A 25874-nucleotide genomic window follows, 5' to 3' on the forward strand; every position below is an offset into this window, starting at 1 on the left:
TTAAGTTAGCTCAATAGCTAAAAAATAGTTGCAATCTATCGGCATCAATATTAAAACGCGGTTAAAAAACGGCTTTGATGTAAATCAACTTGGGGATATTTACTCACTATAAGTAGGGTCTTAAAGTCAGATTTTTGATGTTGATCATGTTATTTAAGAGAATTCGTGACAAATAGTCTCGGATTTTCATTATATAGAGCCTGTCATCGGGTACTTCTGCGGGTGATAGTGTCGAAACTTGATTGTGTAGAGACCATCAAGGTTGGCCAAAAAACGATCTTGCTGCTATGGGGGAACACAACAAATGGGGAAACACAACAAATGGGGGGAATTAGAAACAATGAGAGTAAAGATAGAGAGTACAAATAGACATTCAACGAATCAGATAACACTTAAGCATTTATCCAAAGGAGGCATTTGGATGAACCGTCTAAGGATGAGTGAACAGCTAAGTCATTGTGAGCAATAGTGTTAATTAGTGTTAATTGTGGGAGACACTAACTCTTAGAATATTTGATGTAAATAAACAGTGACAACAGAATAACCCCGCCACCAATGAGCTTTTGCATTTCAACGACCTCATCAAGAAAACTGATAGACAGTATTAATGTCCAAATGGGCTCTAAAATCATGATCAGCGAAGCGGTTTCAATTTTAACGTTAAACTGGCCGACAGTTTGGAGCAAATAACGCACACTGGTTGCGATAACCGTTGATACCGCAAACCAAAATAGTACATGACCATTAATCTCAAAACGTTCAGGTGAAACCGCAGCCATAAACACACTGCCTACAATGCCCACCATGAATAATTGTACGCAGATGGATGTTAACGGTTTTATATTGGTCAAGACCCGCTTATTCAACACAAAATGCAATGACAGCAGTGCCGATGATAATAAGAAAAACCACTGGCTATTATCAACTTGCCAGCCAGTTGTGATGGTCAATAACATAATGCCTATACAAGTAATAGGCAGCGATATCCAAAACATGCGGTTAGGTTTTACTTTGAATAATAGCCAAGAAATAAACGGGGCAATAATCATCGCCAAGCTCATGATAAAAGCACCTTCAGACAAAGTACTAGAGATGGTAATCGCGTGCACCCATACTTCAATCGAAGCAGCTAATGCCATGCCAACGCCACCAAGCGCGGCAATTTGCTTAGGCCTGAGTGCAAAAATCTGCTGATAACAAAATGGCAATAAAATCAGACTCGCCATTAAGAAGCGAGCAGCAATAAACACCTCTCCAGGCATCTCTAAAATAACAAGTTTGGAGGATATCCATCCCACAGCGGCAAGCATAGTGGCCAGTAATAAGAATAGTTTGCCGCGCAATGCTTCTGTTTTCATTAAACAGTTAGTTCCAGCTGAGGGATGGGAAAAGGGGCAAGGCTCTTGGTCAGTCGCAATGATACGAGAAAACCAAAAGAGATGTCGTGATAAATAAATGATATATACGTATGAAGCGATACCAACCTAAGGTCAGAATCGCTCACATATTAACTCAACTAAACAGTATGATTACTATTAGCTTGGGCTGTATTCTGGGTAATCAGTATACCCGCGTTCAGCACCACCAAATAATGTCTCTGGGTTGTGAGACGCTAATGGATAGTTATGCTTAATACGGTTTACCAGATCTGGATTGGAGACAAATGGTCGGCCAAAACCAATCATATCTGCTACACCAGCATCAATGGCCTGAGATCCATTTTCGCCGTTGTAACGTCCCGCATAAATAAGCACACCTTTATAAACGTCGCGAACCGTATCTTTAAATACTGTTGGCGTCTCTGGGGCATCATCCCAATCTACTTCAGCCACATGGATATAGACCACATTGAGGCTATTAAGTAATACAGCCGCGGCAATGTAGGTGTCTATCGGTGTTGCATCAACAGTACCATTTAGCGATGTGAATGGCGCAAGACGAACGCCAACACGATCAGCGCCAATGGCCTGCGTCATTGCGGCAACCACTTCGCCAAGAAAACGCAAGCGGTTTTCAATACTGCCGCCATATTCATCGGTACGATTATTCGCTTCAGAATCGATAAACTGGTTAATCAAGTAACCGTTAGCGGCGTGCAGTTCTATGCCATCAAAACCGGCTTCAATCGCATTTAACGCTGCTTGACGATACTCGCCAATCACGTGTTGAATGTCAGCTTTAGTCATTTCGCGGGCTACTACCACGTCAACAAAACCGGGTTCGTTACCGTTATCAACAAACACTTTTACATTTTCTGCCTTTAGTGCGGAAGACGAAATAGGTTGTTGACCACCGATATTATCAGGGTGAGACACTCGACCAACATGCCAAAGCTGGGCGAAGATAGTGCCATTTTGTGCATGAACCGCTTTAGTGACCTTCTGCCATCCGGCAATTTGTTCTGCAGAATAAATACCAGGCGTCCATGCGTAGCCTTGGCCCATTACTGATATTTGGGTGCCTTCTGTAACAATAAGACCTGCTGATGCTCGTTGAGCATAATATTCAGCCATCATCTCATTGGGGACATTACCCGGTTGGGTTGAGCGCGAGCGCGTCATTGGCGGCATAACAATACGATTGTTTAAAGAGAGTTTACCGAGCTGTATTGGTTGAAATAGTGCATTGTTCATTCTGTATTCCTCTTTACTTGCTAATTTGGATAAGTTCAATTTGGTATCCATCAGGATCGACGATAAAGGCGATGTGGGTTGAGCCACCTTTTACCGGTCCTGGTTCACGGGTTACTTTGCCACCGCGTGCTTTAATGTCATTACAGGCACTATAAATATCCTCTACACCCAGCGCAATATGACCAAAAGCATTACCATGGTCATACTCATTGGTATCCCAGTTATAGGTTAATTCAATTGTGGTGCTGTCTGCTTGAGTGCCATAACCCACAAAAACTAAGGTGTAGCGGTAGTCTTTGTTTTCGGTTCTTTCTAGCACTTTCATACCCAGCACATTGATATAAAACTCAATTGATTTTTCTAGGTCAATGACCCTTAACATAGTGTGTAAAAATTTCATAAATTTCTCTTTAGACCGTCTATTTTGACCGTCACGTTAAAACGCATCACTGAGCTCGAAAGGAACAGTATACGTTGTGCGTATTGATGATGAGTTGTTGCCGATGGGAACAATATACGCTGAAACAATGAGAACTTTAAATTATGATAGTTTATCATTTTAATAATATTTTGTTATTAATTGGCTGCGAACAATGAAATATCAAATGCTTTGCTACAAAAATTTCAAAAATAGTTTTGCCTCAAAAATGATATAAAAACAGAAAACCAACAATGTGATCACCCTCATAGTACAAGTGCAAACTGCCTTTAACATCACTAATAACCTCGAAAAAACCGCTCATTTTTGCGCATTTCCCCACGATAATACACAGTCCCATTAATTAGTTTTTATTAATTAAAACAGTATAGTAGCTTGTTTTTTATTTCTGCAAAAGAGTATTGCGCCAGTTGCGTTGAAGCATCAATGAAGCCGTGATGAAATATTTTGGTCAAATAAACATTGGGAAGCATTATGAAAACCAGATTAACCATTGCTGCGATATTACTTGCAGCTATTTCGATGCCCGTCTTATCGGAGACGGTAAAACAAGAAGTACCGCAAGCCATTCTACCTATGCACGAAACATCCAAGCCGATTACGTTTGATCACTTGCGTCACGCACAAGTGGAATGTACTCAATGCCATCACCAAAACGAACAACGCGCAATGAGCTTTACCTCCTACAAATGTGCAAGCTGTCACTCTACCGCGAAGAAAGACAAGTCTGAAGATAACGCTTACTTCAACATCATTCATGGTCGTAAAGCACTGCCGGGTGATCTTGGAACTCGCTGTATGTCTTGTCATATCAAAGAGCAAAAGACCAGAAGTAAAGACAAGCCTAGCTTAACTGGATGCACAAATTCCGGCTGCCATAAATAATAATTTGAATTGAGGTAATTATGAGTATCGACCGTCGTACATTAATAAAATTTATGGGCATTGCTGCTGCAAGCGCATCAACCACAGTCGCATTTGGTAGTAATGCAAGCAGTGCAGCTCCCGTGTCTACACGCAAACTATTTGAAGAAGTTAAACTAGGCACATTAACCCTAAAAAACAGACTTATCCGTTCTGCTACGTCTCAGTATCGCGCCACTGTCGATGGTGATCCTACTGAAGATTTGATGCGCGTCCATCGCGAACTCGCTCAAGGTGGAGTTAGTCTTATCATCACCGGTCTGACTTACATAATGAAGGACGATCAATATGGCCAAGCGGGTACGGGCTTATATGATGACTCTCAGATCGATTTATATCAAAAAGTGGTCAAGAATGCCCACGATCATGGCGCTAAAATAGCTGTACAGTTAGCAATGGTTGGCCCACAGAGTGACTATCGTATTGACCACCGCGTAGTCTATGGCGCATCTAAAGTGCCACACCCTATTTATGGCACAGTGCCAAATAAAGTCATGACTAAAGATGACATTAAATTTGCCATTCAATCATTTATCGATGCCGCTCTCAGAGCTAAAAAAGCGGGTTTCGATGCCATTGAATTGCATTTCGCTCACAATTATCTAGTGAGTCAATTCTTATTCCCTTACTACAACGATCGAACCGATGAATACGGCGGCCCAATAGAAAACCGTGCTCGGTTTGCGTTTGAAATTTTAGAAGCCGTTCGTGGCGCTGTCGGTGCTGACTACCCAATTATTGCCAAGGTTCATGGCCGTGATTACTTGGGCAGTCAAGCGGGTGGTAATACTCAAGATGAAAACCTATTTTTCATTAAAGGCTTAGTTAAGCGTGGTATTACGGCATTGGATATCAGTGGCGGTAATAAAGTGCGCGGAATGGGGGAGTTTCATCCTGAGCTTCAGGACGAGAAAGACCAATCCTATTTTGCCGATGATGCTAAATATATCAGCGAACATGTTGATGTTCCAATGATGGTGACTGGGGGCAATCGCTCACCACATCTAATGGAAAAAATCCTTGCTGAAGTTAGCAATATTGAAGCATTTGGTTTTGGTCGAACCATGTTATCTGAGCCTAATCTAGCCAACAACTGGAAACAAGATCCAAACCACAAGCCACGCTGTTTGTCGTGTAACTGGTGTATCGCCAACTATGGCACTCAAAAATCGCAATGTGTTCTCAATGTATCGCGCGCCTATATCCCTGCCGGGCATTAACTATTTAACCAATTTATTGAGTTGGTTTACCTAATTGACCGCATAAAAACTAATAACTCAGTGCGGTCATCAACATTATTGATGGAAATATTAACGATGAACAAAACAAAAATATTTACCCTACTTGCTACCGCAACAATGTTAAGCAGCCCGGCTATCGCTGAAGATAATTATGATATTGGCGGCATGGTGCGCGCAAATTACGTCTATGTGGACTATGACGATGCATCTCAAGATAAACTCGGTGATATGAAATTTGAGGTTGCTGCAATTTCGTTTAACGGCGAAAAAGACGATTTTGGTGTCTCTATGGAATATCGCTTGAGAGCTGATTTTGATGCGATTAAACATGGTTTTGCTTACTACAGCCCTAATGAAAGCACCACGATTAGAGCGGGTATCGCCAAGGTTCCATTTGGTAATATAGGCTATATTTCTAATAGTTATTGGCTAAGTTTACAGTATTACGTAGGCTTTGAGGATGACTACGACGCAGGTTTTTCTGTTCAGTACGATGGCGATGGTTACCGCACCGATGTGGCTTTCTTCAAAGGTGCTGAAAACTCTGCATCATTAACCAATCGGTTTGCAGCCGATCTTTACACTGGTAATATTAATGGCACTGAGTACACCGCAGAGGAGTCAAATCAAGTTAACTTACGTCAATCCTTCTTTGTTGACACTTTTGGTATAAAATCTACTATTGGTGCATCGGTTGAGTATGGGCAAATGTACGACAATGCTACCGGTAATAATGACAATCGTTATGCATATGCCGTCCATTATGACGGTACAATGGATGCGTGGAATGTGCAGGCTCAGTACCTGAAATACCAATTTGATACCGCCACATCGGATCAAAATGCCGTGGCAATGAGCGTATGCGGTGGAGCTTATGAGATTGCATCAGAAGCCTCTGCAGTCACCGTCAATGTATCCAGAAAGCTTACCTCTGCTTGGGGTGATTTAAAAATCTACAACGACTTTAACGTATTGATGCCTGAGCAAGACGACTTCGATAATAGCTATCAGAACGTTACCGGTATCAGTGTTGCAAACGGGCCACTCTTTGCCTGGTTCGATTTTATTGTGGGCAAGAACATGCTTTGGTCTTCACGTAGTAATCATGTTGGCTTGCAAGATGCCTTTGGCGATTGGGACAAAAAAGTAAACATCAATCTTGGCTACTACTTCTAAGATAACAGACATAGGCCAGTCCATGCGATTGGCCTAATTACTTGATAGGGTAGACATACTCGATAGGTTACACCGATGACAAAAGAAAAGATGTTGAATGAGTACGTAACCTTAGACGAGCTGCGGATTTTATTAGCTGTCTATAATTCAGGTTCTATAAGTTGTGCCTCTGTTGATATTGGTGTCATGCCGTCAACAATCAGCCGCAGCCTGTCGAGATTAGAAACTAAGCTCGGTACATCATTAATAATGCGTAACACCAGAAAGATTGAATTTACTGCGGATGGACTGAAGTTACTCGCCCACGCCAAAGAGATCACCGCATCAGTGAACAACATTGAGGATGAATTTAGATCTAATGGTGCGACGCCATCGGGTACCTTACGGATTAATGGTGCATCACCGGTATTAGTTCACCTCATCAGCCCCATTCTAAAGAAGTATTTAACCCAATATCCACAGGTCAATATTGAGTTACAAAACAACGAAGAGATAATTGATATTATTGAGAAGAAAGTAGATATTGCGCTGCGCGTCGCGCCACTGACTGAAAATAGCTATCAAGTTACTCACATAGGCTCGAGTAAACGACGTTTATTGGCCAGCTCAGAGTATCTTCGTCAGTATGGCTTTCCTAACTCAATAGAAGATTTAAACAATCACATATTACTCGGTCTTGAAGGCCCCTCGATCCTTAACACATGGCCGATTGAAGATGGTAAAAGCCACAACCTTCGGGTTTCTCCCCGTGTTGTAGCTTCTAGTGGTGAAGTGTTAAGAAAAATGACCCTGTCTGGCACAGGTATAGCGTGTATCACTGACTTTATGACCAAAGCAGATCGTAATAGCGGCAAGTTAATTGAGGTATTAAAAGATCAAACAATTGATGAAAAAAGAGAAATCAGTGCGGTGTGCTATCGCGGAACAAGCTCCTCTATCAAGGTGTTATCCTTTATTGAATTTTTGAAAAAGGAGTTACCCAGCCTACTATAAGCCTTAATATTGATTTGCTATCAAAGCATTACCAATGCAACGCGTTACCAGTCAACATTAAGGGTTTGTTGAATTAAGCCGCTATGCGGCAGGGAAAGATAAACAACATCTTGATTGTGTTAATGTCAATATAATGAACTGTCGATTTAATTAATGTTACCAATCTATGCTGGTTAACATACAGACATCATAACAATATCAAGGATAAACAAGTTAAAACAATATCTTATCTATTTAAACCTTTAATGCAAGTCGCGGGCAAACATCAATGCGCATTATCTAATGTTTAGGTGTATATCGGTCAATTTGTTAGCTATTTGCGTAACATAAACATCATCACACCATATTTGCACACTAACAGACGCCCAAATCTCGAACCAAGGTATAAACGCATTGCCCACAAAACAGTTAGTGATTTGCTGTACGGATTGACGGGCTGATTAGAACGGCAGTTGCTCACCGCTAACATCATAAAACTGACCGGTATTGTGAATAGATAAATTGTTAATCACTTTGATAATCCCAAGCGCGGAATCATTAACCTTTACCTGTGCAGCGCTGCCGCCCATATCAGTTTGCACCCAGCCAGGATGAACAGAGACCACCGCGACATTATCATCAACAAGTTCTGTCGATAAATTGATGGCTAGCATATTGGCTGCGGCTTTAGACATTCGGTAACCATACCAATCGACACCTTGTGGTTGTGATAGCGATCCCTTAGAAGACGAGATAATCGCTATTTTGCACAAACGTGTTTTATTCAATAGAGTTAGTAAACAATGGGTTAAAAATAATGGCCCGAGCGCATTCACTTTAAAACACATTTCAGCGTCAGCATAATCGATAGCATGGATACTGTAATTATCTCGATCTAAAAAGCCCGCATTATTAACAATTAAATCGAGACTTATATTTTGCTGACGGAGCTTATTCGCTAAGCGATTGATTGTTTCAGGGCTCGTGATATCCATTGATTCAATGGATAATTTGTCAGTAAACTGAGCCTTTAACGACATAAGATCAGTCTTTGTCGCGTCATCTCTACAGGTTGCTATGACGCTGCAACCGTTGACAAGATATTGCTCTGTTAACGCTAGACCAATGCCTCTATTCGCACCGGTGATTAATACCACTTCACTATTCATTAAAAACCTCTAAATCGATTGTTTTATCTAATTTTCTGATAACTTCTTCTGATAACTTCTTCTGATAAATATTGATGTAAAATATTGATGTAAAATATTGATAAATATTATCTTGTCGTTGTGCCATTGTGGATGTAAATCGAAATGTTTATTCTGTGCTGCGATAGATAGAGTAATACCAACAATGCGGCAGTATTACGATCAACCACAATGGCTTAGTGATCATTGTCATGCTCTGCTTGTTCCTCGTATACTTGCTCTGAATTCATAAGCTGGTGGCTGTAAATGGGCGTTCAACATACTTGCGTGAACTACCTTGCTCAAACGACTTGTTCAAACGACTTGTTCAAACGACTTAGCTCAAATGACCAGCTGCGAAGTAACTACTTGGACGTTGCAGCAATGCTTAATGTATTGAGAGCAGCCGATATTTTGTTGATAACCTTATCGCAGCCGGCAATATTATGACGCAGTTTAATGTACTTCGGGTTGTTATACGACAGCCAAACCTTGTTATCAACATCCTCGCTAATCAATACCTTTTGTGGCAAGTCAATTGCGACAAGTTGGTTACACTGCATCAATTGGGTACCGATGTTAGGATTTCCGAAAATTATCACTTCAGTTGGCCTCAGTGCTAAGTTCACTGCGGCGGCATTTTTTTGATGATCAATTCGGGAAAAAACCGTAAACCCTTTATCTTTTATGATTGTCTCAAACCTATCTGCCGTTTCTTTGGCCGAGTAATGGCTTTCAACAGTGATAAGGCTCTCTAACGCGTAAGCATGAGTCGAAGCGAATAAGACGGCAACGGCTAAGCAAATATTTCTAATCATAAAGTCACCTATTAGGTATGTTTGATGAATAGTGGCACTTCGGCATAAAACGCGGGCACAAGCAGCGTTATAAAAATAGTGATAAATTCTTAGCTCAGCATTTATTCTACGCGAGCACGATTAATATGAGTTAAGTTATGAGCTAAGTTATGAGCTAAGTTATGAGTTAAGTTATGAGTTAAGTTTCAGGCCACTTTATCAGCGCGTCCCTAATTTAACAGCAGTACCCAAAGTCATTATTTTGGACGAACCATCCATAACGTCCCGGCCAGGAATAGTTTCTGCCGTGGTATAAATCATAAATCCGCCATAAAAAATTAAATTTAAACCATCGTACTGCGAACAGGCTTAAATAGGAATTCAATTAGTGATACTTAAGTGCCCCCCCAATACTATTGTTTACTCTTTAGGCTATCGCAATAAAGAGTCGCAATAAAGAGTCGTAATGTAGAGTCGTAATGTAGAGACGTAATGAAGAGACGTAATGTATACGATCCATCTAGTGCTGGTGGACGTAATATGCACCAATAAATTAACCTACTGATTATATATTGGTTTTTATTTAAACAGTTTCACGCAACAATGCGTAAATATGCATTTAAATGAATGGAAGTTAAAAATCTGTGCCGGGTAAGACTTTTATTTTTGCATAAACAAGAATATTTATTCGATTATTATGTGAGGCTAAGCCTTTTGGTTAAGGTGAGTATAGTGCCGTCATTTGGACTGCTCTTTAGACCGCTTTTCGGCATGTTTACGCTATAGACATGGTATGCACATGTTGTAAACTCAGCATGCTTTTTTTGTTTTACTTCGAGGTATGTTTGGCTTCACATCATTCTTTGCTTAATCATCAACGTCATTTTGAACGTATAGGGCCTGACTATCGTAATAGCGATTCGGTCAGTTTTCTCGACATCAAGCATACCTTTGGTTTGCAGCATATCCGTGTCGGTAAATGGGTTAATCGAGAAGAGTCTGCGCTTGCGGCAAATCTAATTTTTGATTCGTTAGCCGACTTAGCCAATATTCTAGGCGTGCCACCTGAGCTCATTGGCTTACGTGGCAGTTTACGCTTTGCCTTTGGTCATGGTGGCCAAAAGGGGGTTCAGGCACATTATTCACCAGCATATCGTGAGCTAGCCTTAGCTAAAAATGCCGGAGCAGGGGCGTTAGCCCACGAATTTTGGCATGCGTTCGATCATTACATTGCCGACAAAATGTTTATTGATGACAGTCTGTTGAGCCCAGATGCCTACATGAGCGCTGCTAATCGATATGCTTGTGCCACCGATCATTGGCTTGCCGACAAATCGTTAATTGCTCATCCACTTAACCAGCAATTATCCAAATTATTCGAAATCACCTTTTTGAATGCCAGCAGCCAAGAGCCACACGGTTCTTTACTCGATGCTTCTTTACCAGATGTATCCTCATCACATGCTTCCTTACCACATGAGTACGTGCGGCGCTCAATCGCATTAGATAAACTGCAACGCAGCCAATATTTTGCTAAACCTACCGAAATGATGGCTCGCGCCTTTGAAGCTAGTATTGAAATGTATTCACAAGCCAATGCCGATATAGCTAACCCTTACTTAGTCAACAGCACTATCAACTCCCCCTTAGCCAAACACGGCGCTTATCCAGACGCACAACATTGTGCTGAGATTTACCAAGCCCTATTGGCATATTTTGAACCTTTGGGAATAGCGTTTGATAAGCAGAACGGGTAAATCAGCCCAGAGTTGAATGCACAGTCTCGAATGAGAGAAAAGACCTTGAACGAGATAAATAGCCCAGAGTTGAATGTATAGTCTTGAATCCAATAGCCTTGAGCTAGATAAGCACTGAACTAAATGATCACTGTCATGAGATCGTGCAACTACACATCAAGTTTAGATAATAAAAAAGGCCCAGCTTAATAGCTAGGCCTTGGCGTTTTAGATTGGTAAAGGTATTGAAGCTTATTGCTAACGACCCATAATAAATAGCTTATATCTACCTTGAAGAATAACGTTAATGGCTTGCTTATAACCCATTACTCAAAACCCATTACTCAAAACTAATTATTCAAAATTAATTGCTCAAAATAATTGTTTATAAAGAATGGCCTGTTAGCTAATGGTTTACTGTTTTTTATAAACCACGCCGTCTTTCATCACAAAGGTGACGTTTTCCATTAAGCTGATGTTATCCAGCGGATTGCCGTCTACGGCGATAATGTCGGCCAAGAAACCCGCTTTGATCTGGCCTACATTATCTTGTTTTAGCAGTGCGGCACTATTTACCGTCGCGGCCTGCAGGGCTTGAATAGGCGTCATACCAAAGGTCACCATGCGTGAAAACTGTTTACCATTGTCTCCATGGGGATAAATAGCCGCATCTGAACCAAACACCATCTTGGCGCCGGCCTTAACGGCTTTTCTAAAGCTGTCACGCTGGGCTTGTGACACTTGTTTTTCTTTATTGATATTGGCTTCTGGTACGCCATTGGCCGCGCCAAAGGCGAGGGTGTATTCAGTGTTGTAAATATCGCAAGACAAATAAGTGCCCGCTTTCAATGCCATGTTAATGGCTTCATCATCCATAAAACTACAATGTTCAATGCTGTCGATACCCGCGCGTATCGCATCTTTAATGCCGCTAGTACCATGGGCATGTGCGGCGATAACAAGGCCGCGCAGATGGGCTTCATCCACTGCAGATTTGAGCTCTTCATAGGTCATTTGCTGGGCGCCAACTTGGGTGCCTTTAGAAAATACCCCGCCAGTAGCACAGACTTTAATCGCATTGGCACCATATTTAATGTTTTCACGTACTTTAGTGCGTACTTCCCAAGGGCCGTCGGCAACACCTTGAGCTTTAGCGTGGGCTTCTGGTGCGGGGAAGTTATCATCGCAATGTCCGCCGGTAATGCCAATTGCATGTCCTACAGCCCAAATGCGTGGCCCAGGAATTTCGCCAGCATCTATTCCATCGCGAGTAGCAATGACGGAATAACCCGATGCGCCTAAGTCTCGCACTGTGGTAAAGCCTGCAAGTAAGGTTTTCTGGGCATTTTTAACCGCTTTAACGGTTTGTCTTGGCACTGAATAATTCATCGACTCTAAAAAGTTATCTTCAGCATCGCCAGATAAATGCACGTGCATATCCATTACCCCAGGCACCAGCGTTTTACCCTTGAGATCGACCAAGTTGTAATCGGCTTTATTGGTGATGTTTGCAGCGGTGGTAACCTTAATTATTTGATTGTCTGATACGATAATCGCAGCATCATTAACACTTTTACCTTTAGCAACGTCGATATAAGCATCGGCTAAGATCAGCGTGTCTTGGGCAATCGCTGGAGTCATAAAAGTGGTACCTAAAACTAGGCTAAGGGCGAGTGGAATTGCATTAATCTTGTTAATTTTTAGAGGCATGGCTATTTTTAAAATCCTTTGTTGTTATTGTTAGGAGCCGACATTGTTTATTTTGCATCGTACTAGGAATAGCCAGCCCTTTCTCTGCTTAAACGTCTGTTTGCACATAGCTTAAAAAGCATACGAGCGATAAATACTCGATTTTACAAAGCATATTAACAACTTGTTAACGTTACACGTAATAATTTGTGTATCAATTTGTATTAGCAGATAGTAATGAAGGGCTGTTTTAGCGCAATTGCACGAGCAATAATGAGGGTGAATAATGAAGCCATGCTCGAGTTGCTTCATTATAGGTGTCCATCATTTAACCAAAGTCAGACTCATCCAGTACCTGCTTTAAGCGCGCAAAAGTGTTCATGGTTTCATTGGCCGTCATTGGTGGATAATCAAGGTTATTGGCGTTTAGTTGATATTGGCCATCAGCCAACTTTGTCACTTTTCGCAGTAAATATTGATTGTCTCCTGCAGTATCTTGGATTTCGATTGCCATAATTTGTCCGGTAATCGAACCTGCATTGATAGGTGTAACCCGTTCTAATAACAGTAAATCACCATCACTAATTTGATTCTTACCGCCATTCATAGAGTTGCCACTGGCTGGCGCGATAAAGTAGATGGATGGATCTAATCTACTAAAGCTATCGTTTAATTGTCGGGTCTCAAAGTAGTCATCTGTTGCGGTTTTAAAGTGACCACAAGCGATTTTTAAATCCGGATAAAAGTTGAGTGATGGTTGCGCGTCTTTTGTAACATCTTTGGTAATAGCAACTACAGAATCCTGATTGTTATTAGTCGATTCTACGGTATTCATTTTGGTTTTGGTTTTGGTTAAGCGCTGGCTATAACGTGCGAGTAGTAATTGGCTCAACTCACTCATACTACGAGTGACGGTTTCAATATCCTCAACAGCAATATCCACATTAGCGTGTAAACAATCATTTTGAACCACAAACCAAGATTGAATATCAGACTTATCCTGTTTACATAAAAACGTAATTGGATTGTCTAACCAATACTTACGCCACTGAGGAGACTGAGCATTAATTTGCTGTAAATCAGCTTTAACATCTTGGGTCCACAATTTAGGATAACGTTTAAATACTTGCCAACTTTTGACACACAGCGAGTCAATACTAGGCGGTGTGCTTAAGCCGTCTAGTTCGATGAAAGCCTCAAGTAAAATGGCTTTAAAGCACTTGCTCATTGTGGCTTTTTCAACCCCTCTACTCAGAAATATCAAATATGGCGTTAACGAAAGTAATGTTTTGTCTTCACGTTCTTGGCTCAATACCAATTCAAACCAACTATCATTTTGCTTGGTCATTTTACTCCAAACATAACCACTGTGATAAAACTCGGTGGCAGTAGGGCGGTGACCTAAATCATCTTTGAGTAATTGGTATTGTTGATCTGCTTTGGTGTAATCAAGTTTTAACTGTTGCCAAAAGTCGACCAATTCGGGATCGATATTGATTAAGCACTTAGAATCGATTTCAGGATTGTTAAGACGCTTAATCGCTTCATTGGCATTTGCTGTTTGTAATAACGCCATTGGACGATTTAAAAAGCTGATGTGATTACCAATAAAATCGATAACAGACACAAAGGTTTTATTGGTTTCGGGTGATGTGCGTAATCCACGACCTAATTGTTGTAAAAACAGTATTTTAGACTCGGTAGGGCGTAAAATTAATATAGTATCGATTGAGGGTAAATCAGTACCTTCATTAAATAAATCGACTGAAAATATCACCTCTATTTCTCCCGAGTTTAATTGGCCAAGCGCTCCGCCGCGTCTAACTTCTGAGCCGCTATGCACCGACACGGCTTTAATACCACGGGTAGAAAACCACTTCGCCATAAAGTCGGCATGAGCTTTAGAGACGCAAAATGCCAAGGTGCGTTGCTGCTTGTGTGTTTGCCAATGACCAAACACGTGTTTAGCGCGCTTTTGTGTAGCAAACTGATTCATTAATTGTTGCGGATCAAACTTACCATTGCGCCATGGCAACTCTCGGTAATCGACCGTTTCGTCTTTAATACCTTGGTAATGAAACGGTACCAAAATACCCGATTCAATTCCGTCGATTATGTTTTTTTCAAACACCAAATTATTATCACATAACGATAGAATATCAGCTTGATCGGTACGCTCTGGCGTGGCGGTTAAACCGAGTAAAAACTGCGGCGTAAAGTGGTTGAGTAATAACCGATAACTGACGGCGCCAGCATGATGAAACTCATCAACAATGACGTAGTCGAAGTGAGCTTGATCTAGTTTATTAAGATATTCCGGTTTGCCTAATGTTTGAATCGATGCAAATACAATGTCCGCATCAATGACTTTGGTTGTCGCATTAAAATGACCGCTCACCATATTAGGCAACAAGGTTTTAAAAGTGCGCTCTGCTTGGAGTAATATTTCTTCGCGGTGGGCGACAAACAACACCTTTTTTGCGTTAAATTGCTGAACATCAAATGCAGCTAACCATGTTTTACCCATGCCCGTGGCTAATACAACCAGTCCCTTGGATTGCTTAGCTAAACGGGTATCCGCTAATGCGATTAAAGCTTGTTCTTGGGCCGAATTAGGTACTGGTTCTTCTGGCTCTGTTTCATGAACAATCGATAAGGGTGGTTTAAATAATTTACGCTTTTGGGCATAGTCGTTGATGAATGCATTACTAAGATCGATTGCCTGCGAATGATTAAAAATTTGTAAAAACTGCTCACGGATATAGCTAAATTCTTTAGGATCTTGATCCGGTAATAAATCGTGGCGCAAGCACCATTCAAATGCGTGGGTAAATGCCGCTTTACTGATGTTATTTGATCCAATGAAGGCACACCCTACATCTGTCTGTCCTGTTTGTTGCTGGACAAAAATATAGGTTTTCATGTGAAAGCTTTGATGATTTTTGCAGGCAAATATTTTGGTTTTAGCGCCGCGAGATTGCAAAATCATTAAATGGCGTAGGGCAACCGGATCGGTAATCAAAAGATAGTCAGAAGTGACAATTGAAATGCTGGCATTGCGCTCTAGCGCATCGGATAAGGCATCAAAAATTAAATCTAGACCCGATTGCTGAATGAACGAAACCGACATTTCAATACTGGTTGCGCGGTTGATTGCTTGTTGTAACTTGGGTAAAAAAGGGTCATCCAAGCCACCGCTGGTTAATACAGGTCCTTCTGCTAACTTCATTGTTGTATCTCTACATTATTGCTTTGATTAAGATGGCATTGAGCCATTTTTCATTTTCACGATCAGGGCGCACATCTGCGGTCACCCAAGTCTGGTTAATGACTAAATTTGTTTGTTGTAACCATTGCTGCAATCGTGACTCATCAGCATCGGTAAAAAAACGGCCATTATGACTTCGCTCTTGATCGCCATATTTAAACGAGCAATAAAACACGCCACCATCTACCAGTGTATTGGCCAAAATAGCAAAGGTGTTGGGTAGGTCTGTGGCGGCAACATGCAGTAATGAAGCGCAAGCCCAAATGCCAGCAAAGCGTGGTTGCTGCTCAAGCTGCTCAAACTGACAAACACTGACAGACTGGCCAATGTATTTTGAGGCGGCTTTGGCTAATTGGGCACTGGCGTCAATAGCGGTCACATTATAGCCCAAACCAATAAATGCTTTACTGTCACGGCCAGAACCACATCCCGCATCTAATATGCAGCTGCCAGAGGAGAGATGATGTATAAAAGGTTGGTACAATTCACTCATATCTGCATTGACGGTTGATTCAAAAAAGTCTTGTGAATGTTGGTCGTAAAATTCGATGGTGGACATGAATAAGCCTATGATTAATATTGTTTAAGTTTATCTGCAATCTTGTGTTTATGATTGTCTCAAGAGTTTACTTTTTGAATTTGGAAGCTTTGTTAGCACCCCAAATAAGCACTTAATAATCGACTTGCTGAATCACCTTTATAGCCACTTCTCCACGTCCTTTTTTAGACGGTACTCGATGTCCGGTGTCGGCGTTGGTTTTCATGGTTTGAATAAACTGATTCATTTTCGGCCCAATGCTGATGTGCAAAGATCGGTCTTTGCCATAGTAATATAGGCGATCAAACTTAATATTTTCACAAATCCACAGTGCGACTTGCTGCATATCGACTTGTTTGCCGTCATTGTTCTCGTTATGGCTGTCGAGCAGGGTGAAGTCGCATGCTGCGCCTAAACGGTCGCAGATAATTTTTTTATTTTGATTGAGTTCATGGGAGCAATGTTGATCAAGCTTTGGCGCAATATGAGGATTGCGATTTTTAGCAATTTTTCTCACCAGCTCTGGCGAACAAAAACCATAAGTGAGCGCTATTGGCCCGAATTGATCGACGATTGGGTCAAGTATTTGGGTGGCTAGTAAACTGAGGGCGCGCCAAGTGTCTGGTTGCAATGGCAGATTTTCAATTTGATGTTCGATAGCCGTTGAACCGCAGTTTATTAACGCTGCGTAGGTAAAATAGCGGCTCGCTTTGCCATTGATATTATAGGTAAACAATCATCATCCATTATCTGTGTTCAATTGGGGGTAACAATACCGTGTATTGATTACGCTGACTAGATTGAACTGCTAATCACGATGATAAACCTATGAAATTGTGATTGAGAATGAACATAATCAGCAGTGTCCGGCTGCCATCGCTAAATGCTATAAGTCTGAAAAACGCAGAATAGAGGCTCGTAACGGATTTATCGATGTGATCAGTAAAAGAATGAGGTGTTCAAACTCATTTTTGAACATAAAAGGCTTAGCACTAAAGCGTTAGAGGACAATCTATGGGGTTGATGATAGTTGTTGCTAGTTGTTAATAGTGGGTGTTGATAATCGGTCCGGTCGCGATTGGGTTTTTAGTTCAATTCTTATGGAGATTTCAGATTATTTAACCTTAACGCAAGATGATAAACCGTTATCAAACAGCTCTTTGAACGGTAAATGAAGTTGTATCAACTCACATGTGCTGCCTGCTGCCGCTACGATTGCGATTGTCGTTTCTGTTATCAAAAATGAACTTTTGCAAAATAACGTTAACAAGTGAAAGGTTAAATATTGATCACAATTTTAACATCACTATCATGCAACGTGATCAAACCCGATAAATCAAAATATCTAAGATGTTATAGTAACTCATTGATTTATAAACAGAACGTTACTCGGTAAAGTGGGGCGTTAACTTACAATTTCTTGTTGCTAGGCGAATATATGTTAAAGGATTTACGATTAGGATTAAAAATAGGCTTAAGTTTTTTTGTGGTTTTAGCCCTTCTTTCGGTAGTACTCGGTGTGGGTATTATCGCACTTGAAAAAGCGGATGAAGGGATCACTCGATACGAAGGTCTCGCGAGAGAAACCAATTTTTCAGGGCGCTTGCAGGCGAATATGTTAATGGTTCGGATGAATGTGTTGGGCTATCTCGACACTCAAAATGACAATAATTTAACCCAATATAAAGCCTACCTTGATAAAATGGATACCTTCTTGGTTAAGAGTAGAAAGGAAATCCAACAACCAGAACGTGCGCAAATTATAAAGAGCCTTGAGACATCGATAACCAAGTATAAAAATGCTTTTTCTAGCGTCGTATCATTAACGGAACAACAAAACAGCATACTTAATGACCAACTCGTGCCTCAGGGAGAGGTGATGGGAGAGGCTATCGCTGCAATAATTAAGTCGGCCTATGATGATAATGATGCCAAAACCGTTTATAACGCCTCCCATGTTCAAGAGAAATTGTTATTTGGACGCTTGTACGTTGTCAAGTTTCTGAAGTCTAATACTCAGCAAGATTATGGTGTAGCTATCAACTCGATGGACACTAAACTGGTAGAAGAAGCAACCGAGCTAAAACAATACTTATCAAATCCTACTCATAAATCACTATTATCTCAATTTTTAACGGCGCATCAGAAATATTTACGAGGCCTTAATGATATTCATCAGCTTATAAAAGACAAAAACGAACTCATTAATAATACACTGAAAAAAATTGGCCCGCAGGTGGCGAAAAGTGTAGACGACGTAAAACTGTCTGTTATGGCAGAGCAAGATATATTGGGCTCTGAGATAAAAACAAATACTAATGACAGTATTAACCTCACTCTGATTCTGTCTTTTGTTGCCATTCTTATGGGCTCCATTGCGGCGTATTTGTTGACTATCGCCATTACTCGTCCAATAAGTCAGGCAGTTAAGGCCGCTAATCTACTGGCAAAGGGCGACTTAACCATCGAAGTAACAAGTTCAAGCCGCGATGAAACTGGGCAGTTACTCGCATCCATTCAAGGGACAGCCACTAACCTGAGAAATATTATTGCGACCATATCAGGCGCCAGTATTGAGCTTGCATCCGCCTCACAAGAGTTGGCGGTGGTGACAGAGCAGTCAAGCCAAGGGGTGGTAAACCAGCAGACTGAAACAGATTTGGTTGCAACCGCAATGAACGAAATGGCTGCGACGGTTAATGATGTTGCTAGTAATGCTAGTAATGCGGCTGGTGCGGCTAATCAAGCAGACAATGACGCGAGTAGTGGTAGCCAGGTGGTTGAAAAAACGATTTTAGCAATCAATACCCTTGCTGACAGGGTTAATGAGTCTTCTGAGAAGCTAGGTGAAGTCGAAGACGCAACCCTTAATATTGTTAAAATCTTAGATGTTATTCGAGGGATTGCCGACCAGACTAATTTACTGGCACTCAATGCTGCAATTGAAGCTGCCCGTGCTGGTGAGCATGGACGCGGCTTTGCCGTCGTGGCCGACGAAGTTCGCTCACTTGCTCAGAGAACCCAAGGGTCTACCCAAGAAATCCAAAATATGATTGAGCAGCTTCAGGCAGGAACCCAAAGCACGGTAGCGGTAATGACCCAAGGGAGAACTCAAGCGGCAGAGAGTGTGGATCAAGCCAATGAAACGGGGCGTGCATTACAGGCCATTACTCAGGCTATCAGTGTGATTAATGACATGAATATTCAGATTGCAAGTGCATCCGAGCAGCAAAGCTCTGTTGCAGAAAGCATTAATGAAAATGTGATTAATGTAAAGCATATTGCCGAAGAAAATGCGGTAGCTGCAAACCAGACAAGAGCCTCTGCTGGTGAGATTGCACTTTTATCTGAACAGCTAAAAGAATTGGTCGATCAATTTAAGATTTAACTATGATTTATTGATAAATAAGCGCGTCTCTGTGATGCGCTTATTTATCTTTCTTAACCATTCTTAGTCTGATTGCCTGCAAGTCAATTAGTAAGAGGAAATTGATATTTTTGACATTATCACACCGATATCATATTGGATATTGACCACCTTATGGTTGGTTATTATCGGCATTTGTCTGCTAAAACGTAGACAATTAACAACCCTTGATGGGTCTGTTGGCGGAGCGGTTGCCGTTCTCCTCATTATCCTTGGCATTGATGCCGTCAGGACCATCATTGAAAGTGTCTATTTAGGGTTGTATTTTACCTCACTGTACGGGCTGATCCCAAAAGCTATCAACGAGCTGTTGTCGCAACCCTCTTGGCTCATTATTCCCCAATTAATCAATGTTGCTGCTGGCTTGCTGGTCATCTGGCTTCTCCTCAAGCGTTGGTTACCAAGCAAACTGGCTGAACGTGAACAAACATTGCGCGCTCTTGATAAAGCGAAAACAGCATCCGTTAATAACGAAAGGTTGTTCAGCTCAATTTCTAATTGTGTTACCGACGGCTTTATTTTCGCAGACCCAGAGCGCCGAATTATATCGATAAATCAGGGAATGGAACTTTTGTTAGGGTATTGCTCTGATGAGCTTGTGGGAAAAAACGTATCGATTATTTACGCAAGCAATGAAGAATATGAGCGACAAGGTCTAATGTATTTTAATCTCGCTGCTGGTGAGAAACTCAAACCTTATGAAGCTAATTACCGCCACAAGGACGGCGGGATCGTTGTTGGCGAAACCAGTCGAATTATGATTAAAGATGTTGATGGCCAAATTCAGGGCTATATGGGCTTCATTCGCGATGTCACCGACCGCAACAAGACCGCGATGAAATTACAGGCGAATCAGGCGGCACTGTCGCACCATATTCAGAATACGCCGCTCGGGTACATTTCACGGGATATAAACTCAAATTGTATTGAGATAAACAAATCAGCCGAAGCCATATTCGGCTACTCCGCCGACGAAGTCAGGGGGCATTGTCTATTAGACCTCTTGGTGCCTGATGAAGGTAGAAATGATATCGAAAATGTTATTAAGTCATTGTTAAAAAGCAATAAAGACTCCATCAGTATTAATAAGAACAAGACCAAAGATGGCCGGACCATCATCTGTGAATGGCACAATACTCCGCTTGTCAGTGAGCACGGTGAGGTCATCGGGGTGACATCATTAATCCAAGATGTTACCGAAAATAGGCGTACCCAAATAGCTTTGGAAGAGACCGAGAAGAAATTTCGGGAGCAAAGCCAACGTTATGCTGAAGTGATTTGGGGCGCCAATATTGGCACCTGGGAATGGAATGTACAGACAGGGAAAGCCTCGTACAATCAACGCTGGGCCGAGATGTTGGGTTACAGTCTTAAAGAGCTTGAACCCATTGACAACAACACTTGGGAGAAACGAGTTCATCCCGATGATATACATAATACCAATGAATTGCTAAAGCGTTGTTTCACGAATGAGACAGATACTTACGAATGTGAGTTTCGGATGCAGCACAAGGACGGCAGCTGGGTCTGGATCCTCGATCGTGGGCGGGTAGTTGAGTGGACGAAAGATGGCAAGGCGGTGCGAATGTCAGGCCTACATCAAGACATCACCAAGAGTAAGCAATCTGAAGACGCGCGCAAACTTGCCGCCAGCGTATTTACCTACGCCAGAGAAGGTATCATCATCACTGATACCAAAGGTGTCATCATAGACGTTAATGATGCTTTTAGTGATATTACCGGCTACGAACTCAGTGATGTGATAGGACAAAATCCGCGAATGCTAAAATCGGGACTTCATTTACCAGAGTTCTATAAAGAAATGTGGGCCACGTTGCAACAAAAAGGTTATTGGACGGGGGAGGTCTGGAACATGCGTAAAAATGGTGAGGTTTATCCGCAGATACTTACCATAAGCTCGGTACTCGATGATATTGGCGTGGTGCAAAACTACGTTGCCCTATTTAACGATATTACTGCGATTAAAGAGCATCAGGGACAATTAGAACGTATTGCTCATTATGATATGTTAACAAACTTACCTAATCGTACATTATTGGCAGACCGTCTAACCCAGTCAATGAAGCACAGCCAACGTCAACAGTCATTATTAGTGGTCGCCTTTGTTGATTTGGATAGATTCAAAAAAATTAATGATACCTACGGTCATATCGTTGGTGATGAATTATTAATTGTGGTCTCATCTCGCATGAAGGAAGCCCTACGTAATGAAGATACGCTGGCTCGTATAGGCGGGGATGAGTTTGTCGCTGTGATTGAAAATATACATACAATGGCGGATTGTGAGCCTATCTTAGAGCGGCTATTGCTGGCTGCATCGGATCCTGTGGTAGTGGGGGGCGTTAGACTGGAAGTATCTGCCAGTATTGGTGTCTCAATTTATCCACAAGATGACGTCGATGCAGATCAACTCATACGCCATGCCGATCAAGCCATGTATGTTGCAAAGCAACAGGGTAAGAACCGCTATCGCTTGTTTGATTCTGCACATAATACCGCAATAGTTAATCAACATGGAGAATTGGAGCGCATACGTAAGGCATTGGATGGGAATGAGTTTTTACTTTATTACCAACCTAAGGTCAATATGAAAACAGGGGAAATGATTGGCGTTGAAGCATTAATTCGTTGGCAATGCCCCGAGCGTGGTTTAATCGGCCCTAACGAGTTTTTGCCTGTCATTGAGGATCATGTTCTCAGTATCGCGCTAGGCGAATGGGTCATTGGTACCGCACTGAGTCAAATTAAGGCGTGGCAAACGCTGGGGTTGAATATTGCCGTCAGTGTCAACATTAGCGCAATTCAATTACAGAGTGATGATTTTGCCACTCGTTTGGCTGAGTTATTGGCCGCATTCCCCGAGATTGATCCTAGCGCTTTAGAATTAGAAGTCCTTGAAACGAGTGCAATAGGTGATTTGTTGCAGGTTTCTGAGACCATGCACGCCTGTATTAAGCTGGGGGTTAATTTTGCATTAGATGATTTTGGTACGGGTTACTCTTCATTGAGTCACCTCAGGCGTTTGCCCGCGAGTTTGATTAAGATAGACCAGACCTTTGTGTGTGATATGTTGATTGACTCCGATGACTTGTCGATTGTCGAGAGCGTGGTGGTATTGGGCAAGACATTTAAGCGTGACGTTATTGCCGAGGGAGTAGAAACCATCGCCCATGGTGTTGCATTATTGCAATTAGGCTGTGAATTGGCACAGGGGTATGGGATTGCGAGGCCGATGATGGCTAAAGATGTTCCTCAGTGGGCGGCAAACTGGCAGCCAGATGTTGCGTGGCGACAGTTTTGCCATCCTAAATTAGTCTCCGCAAATTAGTCTCCGCAAATTAGTGTGGGTCAGTGCGAATTATGAGATAACAATCAGGACATTTCGGACTTGATACCGTGCAGAAACAGCACTGTATCAAGTAAAACCACGAGTAAATAACCTATACTTGGCCTCTCGGCGTAGATTGACATATTGTTGCCTGGGGCACTGACCACAACTTCCGATGACCAAAAAAGACGATTAAACAGACAGTAGACAAGATAAAAAACTAAAGGGGGTTTACTCATTTAGGGGCGTGCGACAAGAACTAGCACCAACATAAACGTGTTTGAGTTAACGCTCGTAAAGTGACGGTTTGTATTAGGGAACGCATGCCAATGTGATATGTACTAACACTTTCAGTAATAGCTGAAGAAATATCGTTATTGTGCCAATTTTGGAAAACGAGATACTTTTAGAATGTCAAATTAAGGGCGGAGAAGAAAGTTAAAAAAAAAGGTTACACTTACCCCACTTGTTACTGACCCCACTTGTTAAGTCGTTGGATGGGTTTCAAGTAGTCCTACTGTTTATTCAGCTTAGCCAACTAGCATCGGGCTTCCAGTCACTTATCCACGCAGGAATATCACTGGCAGGCATTGGTTTGGCAATACCATAACCTTGTGCTAATTCACAGCCTAGTTGTAATAGTGCGGTGCCGTGTTCAATCGTTTCAACGCCTTCAGCAATCACGTCACGTTTGAATGATTTAGCTAAGGCTATCACGCCTTCAACAATGGCTAAATCATCAGCGTTACTCAACATGTCTCTCACAAAACTCTGGTCTATCTTAATCAAGCTGGCAGGTAATCGTCTAAGGTAAGTCAGGGACGAATAGCCTGTGCCAAAATCATCTAAAGCAAAATTTACGCCGAGGTTCATGCAGTCATTCATGATGGTTGAGATATGATGCACATCCTCTAAGGCACTTGTTTCTAACACCTCTAGCTCTAAATAGCGCGGCTCAACATTGGGGTGGGCTGCTAGCAGAGTCGTTAGCCTCTGTGTAAAGTCAGGCTGCTGTAAATGTACAGCCGCAATGTTCACGCTAGTGCTTACCATGAGATTAACCCCCATTGCTTGCCATTGGCTGATTTGTGTCAATGCGGTATCAATAACCCATTCACCTATTTCAATCATCATGGTGTGATTTTCAATGACAGGCAAAAACTCGATTGGATTTAATATTCCTCGCTCTGGATGTTGCCAACGAATAAGCGCCTCGACCCCCACCACAGTTCCTCTCATCATATTAACTTTAGGCTGATAATAGAGTACGAATTGATGATTATCTAATGCGCAGCGAATAGCTTCTAGACTTTCCCGTTGCACTTTAATCGCATCATCTTGAGCTGTATCAAATAAATGATAACAATTCTTACCGGATTCTTTAGCCATATACATAGCTTGATCGGCATGCCTCATAAGTAGGTCTGCATCCACATCATCTCGCGGATAGAGGGTGACGCCAATACTGGCTGATATATTAAATATTACACCACCCACGGTGACAGGATCTGACGCTGCCAATAATAATCGCTCTAATACAGGCTCACAATCTTCGACTTTAATTAAATTGGCTAATACCGCCACAAATTCATCACCGCCAATACGGCCTAAGCTATCACTTTCACGTAGCGCCTCTTTCATACGGACTGAGAGTGCAATAAGTAGTTCATCCCCCATATCATGCCCATAGGTATCATTTACTGTTTTAAAACCATCTAAATCTAGGAATACGACAGCGAGAGACTGCGCGTGACGACGGCATTGCAACATGGCTTGAGATAATCGGTCTGATAGTAAAACACGATTTGGCAGATTGGTCAGCACGTCGTAATGGGGAATATGCTCTAATTCGTCTTGATGCGCTTTCATCGGGGTGATGTCGGTAGCTAAGGATACATAATGGGTCGTAATACCGTGTACATCACGTACTGCACTAATTGTTTGTAATACAGCATACACTTCGTTATTTTTACGGCGATTCCAAACTTCGCCATACCAGTAACCTTCTGTGAGTAAGGTTTGCCACATATTAGCGTAAAACTCAGGTGATTGACGTCCAGATTGGAGAATGCGAGGGGTTTGTCCAATAGCCTCTTCGCGGCAATAACCTGTGATGGATGTGAATGTGTCGTTGACTTCGATAATGCTAGCTTTAGCATCAGTAATCATAATGCCTTCTCGGGCGTGAGTGAATACCTTGGCGGCAAGCACTAACTCATTGGCGCGCTTTTCTTTGTCTGCGTTGGCAAGAATTAACTCGTCTGCTCGCTTATCCTTTTCTTTGTTTTGAAAGGCAAGTTCTATGTTGGCAATAGCTAACTCATTGGCGCGTTTTTCTTTGTCTGCGTTGGCAAGAGCTAACTCGTCTGCTCGCTTATCCTTTTCTTTGTTTTGAAAGGCAAGTTCTATGTTGGCAATAGTTAACTCATTGGCGCGTTTTTCTTTGTCTGCGTTGGCAAGAGCTAACTCGTCTGCTCGCTTATCCTTTTCTTTGTTTT

Annotated in this window: 16 protein-coding genes and 1 pseudogene; 7 read left to right on the forward strand and 10 right to left on the reverse strand. The window is 41.9% G+C overall.

Annotated features, from left to right (window positions below; translation table 11 throughout):
• Positions 1 to 497: 497 nt before the first annotated feature.
• The 3 genes from AAEZ02_RS06435 to gloA all read right to left on the reverse strand — a co-directional run bounded on the left by AAEZ02_RS06435 (position 498) and on the right by gloA (position 3033).
• The gene (locus AAEZ02_RS06435) at positions 498 to 1358 is read right to left on the reverse strand and encodes a DMT family transporter (RefSeq protein ID WP_124013107.1); all 861 of its coding nucleotides are present in this window, start codon (positions 1356 to 1358) and stop codon (positions 498 to 500) included.
• 177 nt (positions 1359 to 1535) lie between these two features.
• Complete coding sequence (locus tag AAEZ02_RS06440; protein WP_124013108.1) at positions 1536 to 2633, reverse strand: alkene reductase; 1098 nt, start codon at positions 2631 to 2633, stop codon at positions 1536 to 1538.
• Positions 2634 to 2646: 13 nt separating this feature from the next.
• Positions 2647 to 3033 (reverse strand): lactoylglutathione lyase, encoded by a 387-nt coding sequence (gene gloA, locus AAEZ02_RS06445; protein WP_101031265.1) that lies wholly within the window; start codon positions 3031 to 3033, stop codon positions 2647 to 2649.
• Positions 3034 to 3546: 513 nt separating this feature from the next.
• On the opposite strand from gloA, the gene AAEZ02_RS06450 reads away from it, so the two are divergent.
• The 4 genes from AAEZ02_RS06450 (at position 3547) to AAEZ02_RS06465 (ending at position 7406) form a co-directional block, all read left to right on the forward strand.
• Entirely contained in the window at positions 3547 to 3957 is a 411-nt protein-coding gene (locus AAEZ02_RS06450) for a cytochrome c3 family protein (protein WP_101031267.1), read from the forward strand.
• 20 nt (positions 3958 to 3977) lie between these two features.
• Positions 3978 to 5216 (forward strand): NADH:flavin oxidoreductase, encoded by a 1239-nt coding sequence (locus tag AAEZ02_RS06455; RefSeq protein WP_124013109.1) that lies wholly within the window; start codon positions 3978 to 3980, stop codon positions 5214 to 5216.
• Positions 5217 to 5312: 96 nt separating this feature from the next.
• Positions 5313 to 6413, forward strand: a complete 1101-nt coding sequence (locus tag AAEZ02_RS06460; protein ID WP_124013110.1) for a putative porin — start codon at positions 5313 to 5315, stop codon at positions 6411 to 6413.
• A 75-nt stretch (positions 6414 to 6488) separates the two neighbouring features.
• A complete protein-coding gene (locus AAEZ02_RS06465; RefSeq protein WP_124013111.1) occupies positions 6489 to 7406 on the forward strand; it encodes a LysR family transcriptional regulator in 918 nt (305 codons plus the stop codon).
• A 440-nt stretch (positions 7407 to 7846) separates the two neighbouring features.
• Here AAEZ02_RS06465 and AAEZ02_RS06470 read toward each other — a convergent pair whose 3' ends face one another.
• On the reverse strand, positions 7847 to 8554 hold the full coding sequence (locus tag AAEZ02_RS06470; RefSeq protein ID WP_124013112.1) for an SDR family oxidoreductase: 708 nt from the start codon (positions 8552 to 8554) through the stop codon (positions 7847 to 7849).
• Between the two features lie 383 nt (positions 8555 to 8937).
• Entirely contained in the window at positions 8938 to 9390 is a 453-nt protein-coding gene (locus tag AAEZ02_RS06475) for a DUF302 domain-containing protein (protein WP_124013113.1), read from the reverse strand.
• Between the two features lie 824 nt (positions 9391 to 10214).
• Between AAEZ02_RS06475 and AAEZ02_RS06480 the strand changes: the two genes are divergently transcribed.
• Positions 10215 to 11126 (forward strand): LPD1 domain-containing protein, encoded by a 912-nt coding sequence (locus AAEZ02_RS06480; protein WP_351122327.1) that lies wholly within the window; start codon positions 10215 to 10217, stop codon positions 11124 to 11126.
• Positions 11127 to 11519: 393 nt separating this feature from the next.
• Here the strand turns inward: AAEZ02_RS06480 and AAEZ02_RS06485 are convergent, their stop codons facing one another.
• From AAEZ02_RS06485 to AAEZ02_RS06500, 4 genes are all read right to left on the reverse strand, one after another.
• Positions 11520 to 12815, reverse strand: coding sequence for a Xaa-Pro dipeptidase (locus AAEZ02_RS06485; RefSeq protein WP_124013115.1), 1296 nt, complete (start codon positions 12813 to 12815; stop codon positions 11520 to 11522).
• Between the two features lie 307 nt (positions 12816 to 13122).
• On the reverse strand, positions 13123 to 16023 hold the full coding sequence (locus AAEZ02_RS06490) for a DEAD/DEAH box helicase family protein (protein ID WP_351122330.1): 2901 nt from the start codon (positions 16021 to 16023) through the stop codon (positions 13123 to 13125).
• A 10-nt stretch (positions 16024 to 16033) separates the two neighbouring features.
• A complete protein-coding gene (locus AAEZ02_RS06495; protein WP_124013117.1) occupies positions 16034 to 16621 on the reverse strand; it encodes a class I SAM-dependent DNA methyltransferase in 588 nt (195 codons plus the stop codon).
• A gap of 112 nt (positions 16622 to 16733) precedes the next feature.
• The gene (locus AAEZ02_RS06500; RefSeq protein WP_124013118.1) at positions 16734 to 17336 is read right to left on the reverse strand and encodes a hypothetical protein; all 603 of its coding nucleotides are present in this window, start codon (positions 17334 to 17336) and stop codon (positions 16734 to 16736) included.
• A gap of 702 nt (positions 17337 to 18038) precedes the next feature.
• On the opposite strand from AAEZ02_RS06500, the gene AAEZ02_RS06505 reads away from it, so the two are divergent.
• Complete coding sequence (locus tag AAEZ02_RS06505; RefSeq protein ID WP_351122335.1) at positions 18039 to 19988, forward strand: methyl-accepting chemotaxis protein; 1950 nt, start codon at positions 18039 to 18041, stop codon at positions 19986 to 19988.
• A gap of 142 nt (positions 19989 to 20130) precedes the next feature.
• Positions 20131 to 23376 (forward strand): PAS domain S-box protein, encoded by a 3246-nt coding sequence (locus tag AAEZ02_RS06510; protein ID WP_351122338.1) that lies wholly within the window; start codon positions 20131 to 20133, stop codon positions 23374 to 23376.
• A 525-nt stretch (positions 23377 to 23901) separates the two neighbouring features.
• Here AAEZ02_RS06510 and AAEZ02_RS06515 read toward each other — a convergent pair.
• Positions 23902 to 25590 (reverse strand): annotated as a pseudogene (locus tag AAEZ02_RS06515) (putative bifunctional diguanylate cyclase/phosphodiesterase); the annotation flags it as partial.
• Between the last annotated feature and the right edge of the window lie 284 nt (positions 25591 to 25874).

This window comes from Shewanella sp. T24-MNA-CIBAN-0130 (genome assembly GCF_040310185.1).
GTDB classification, from domain to species: Bacteria; Pseudomonadota; Gammaproteobacteria; order Enterobacterales; family Shewanellaceae; genus Shewanella; species Shewanella psychromarinicola.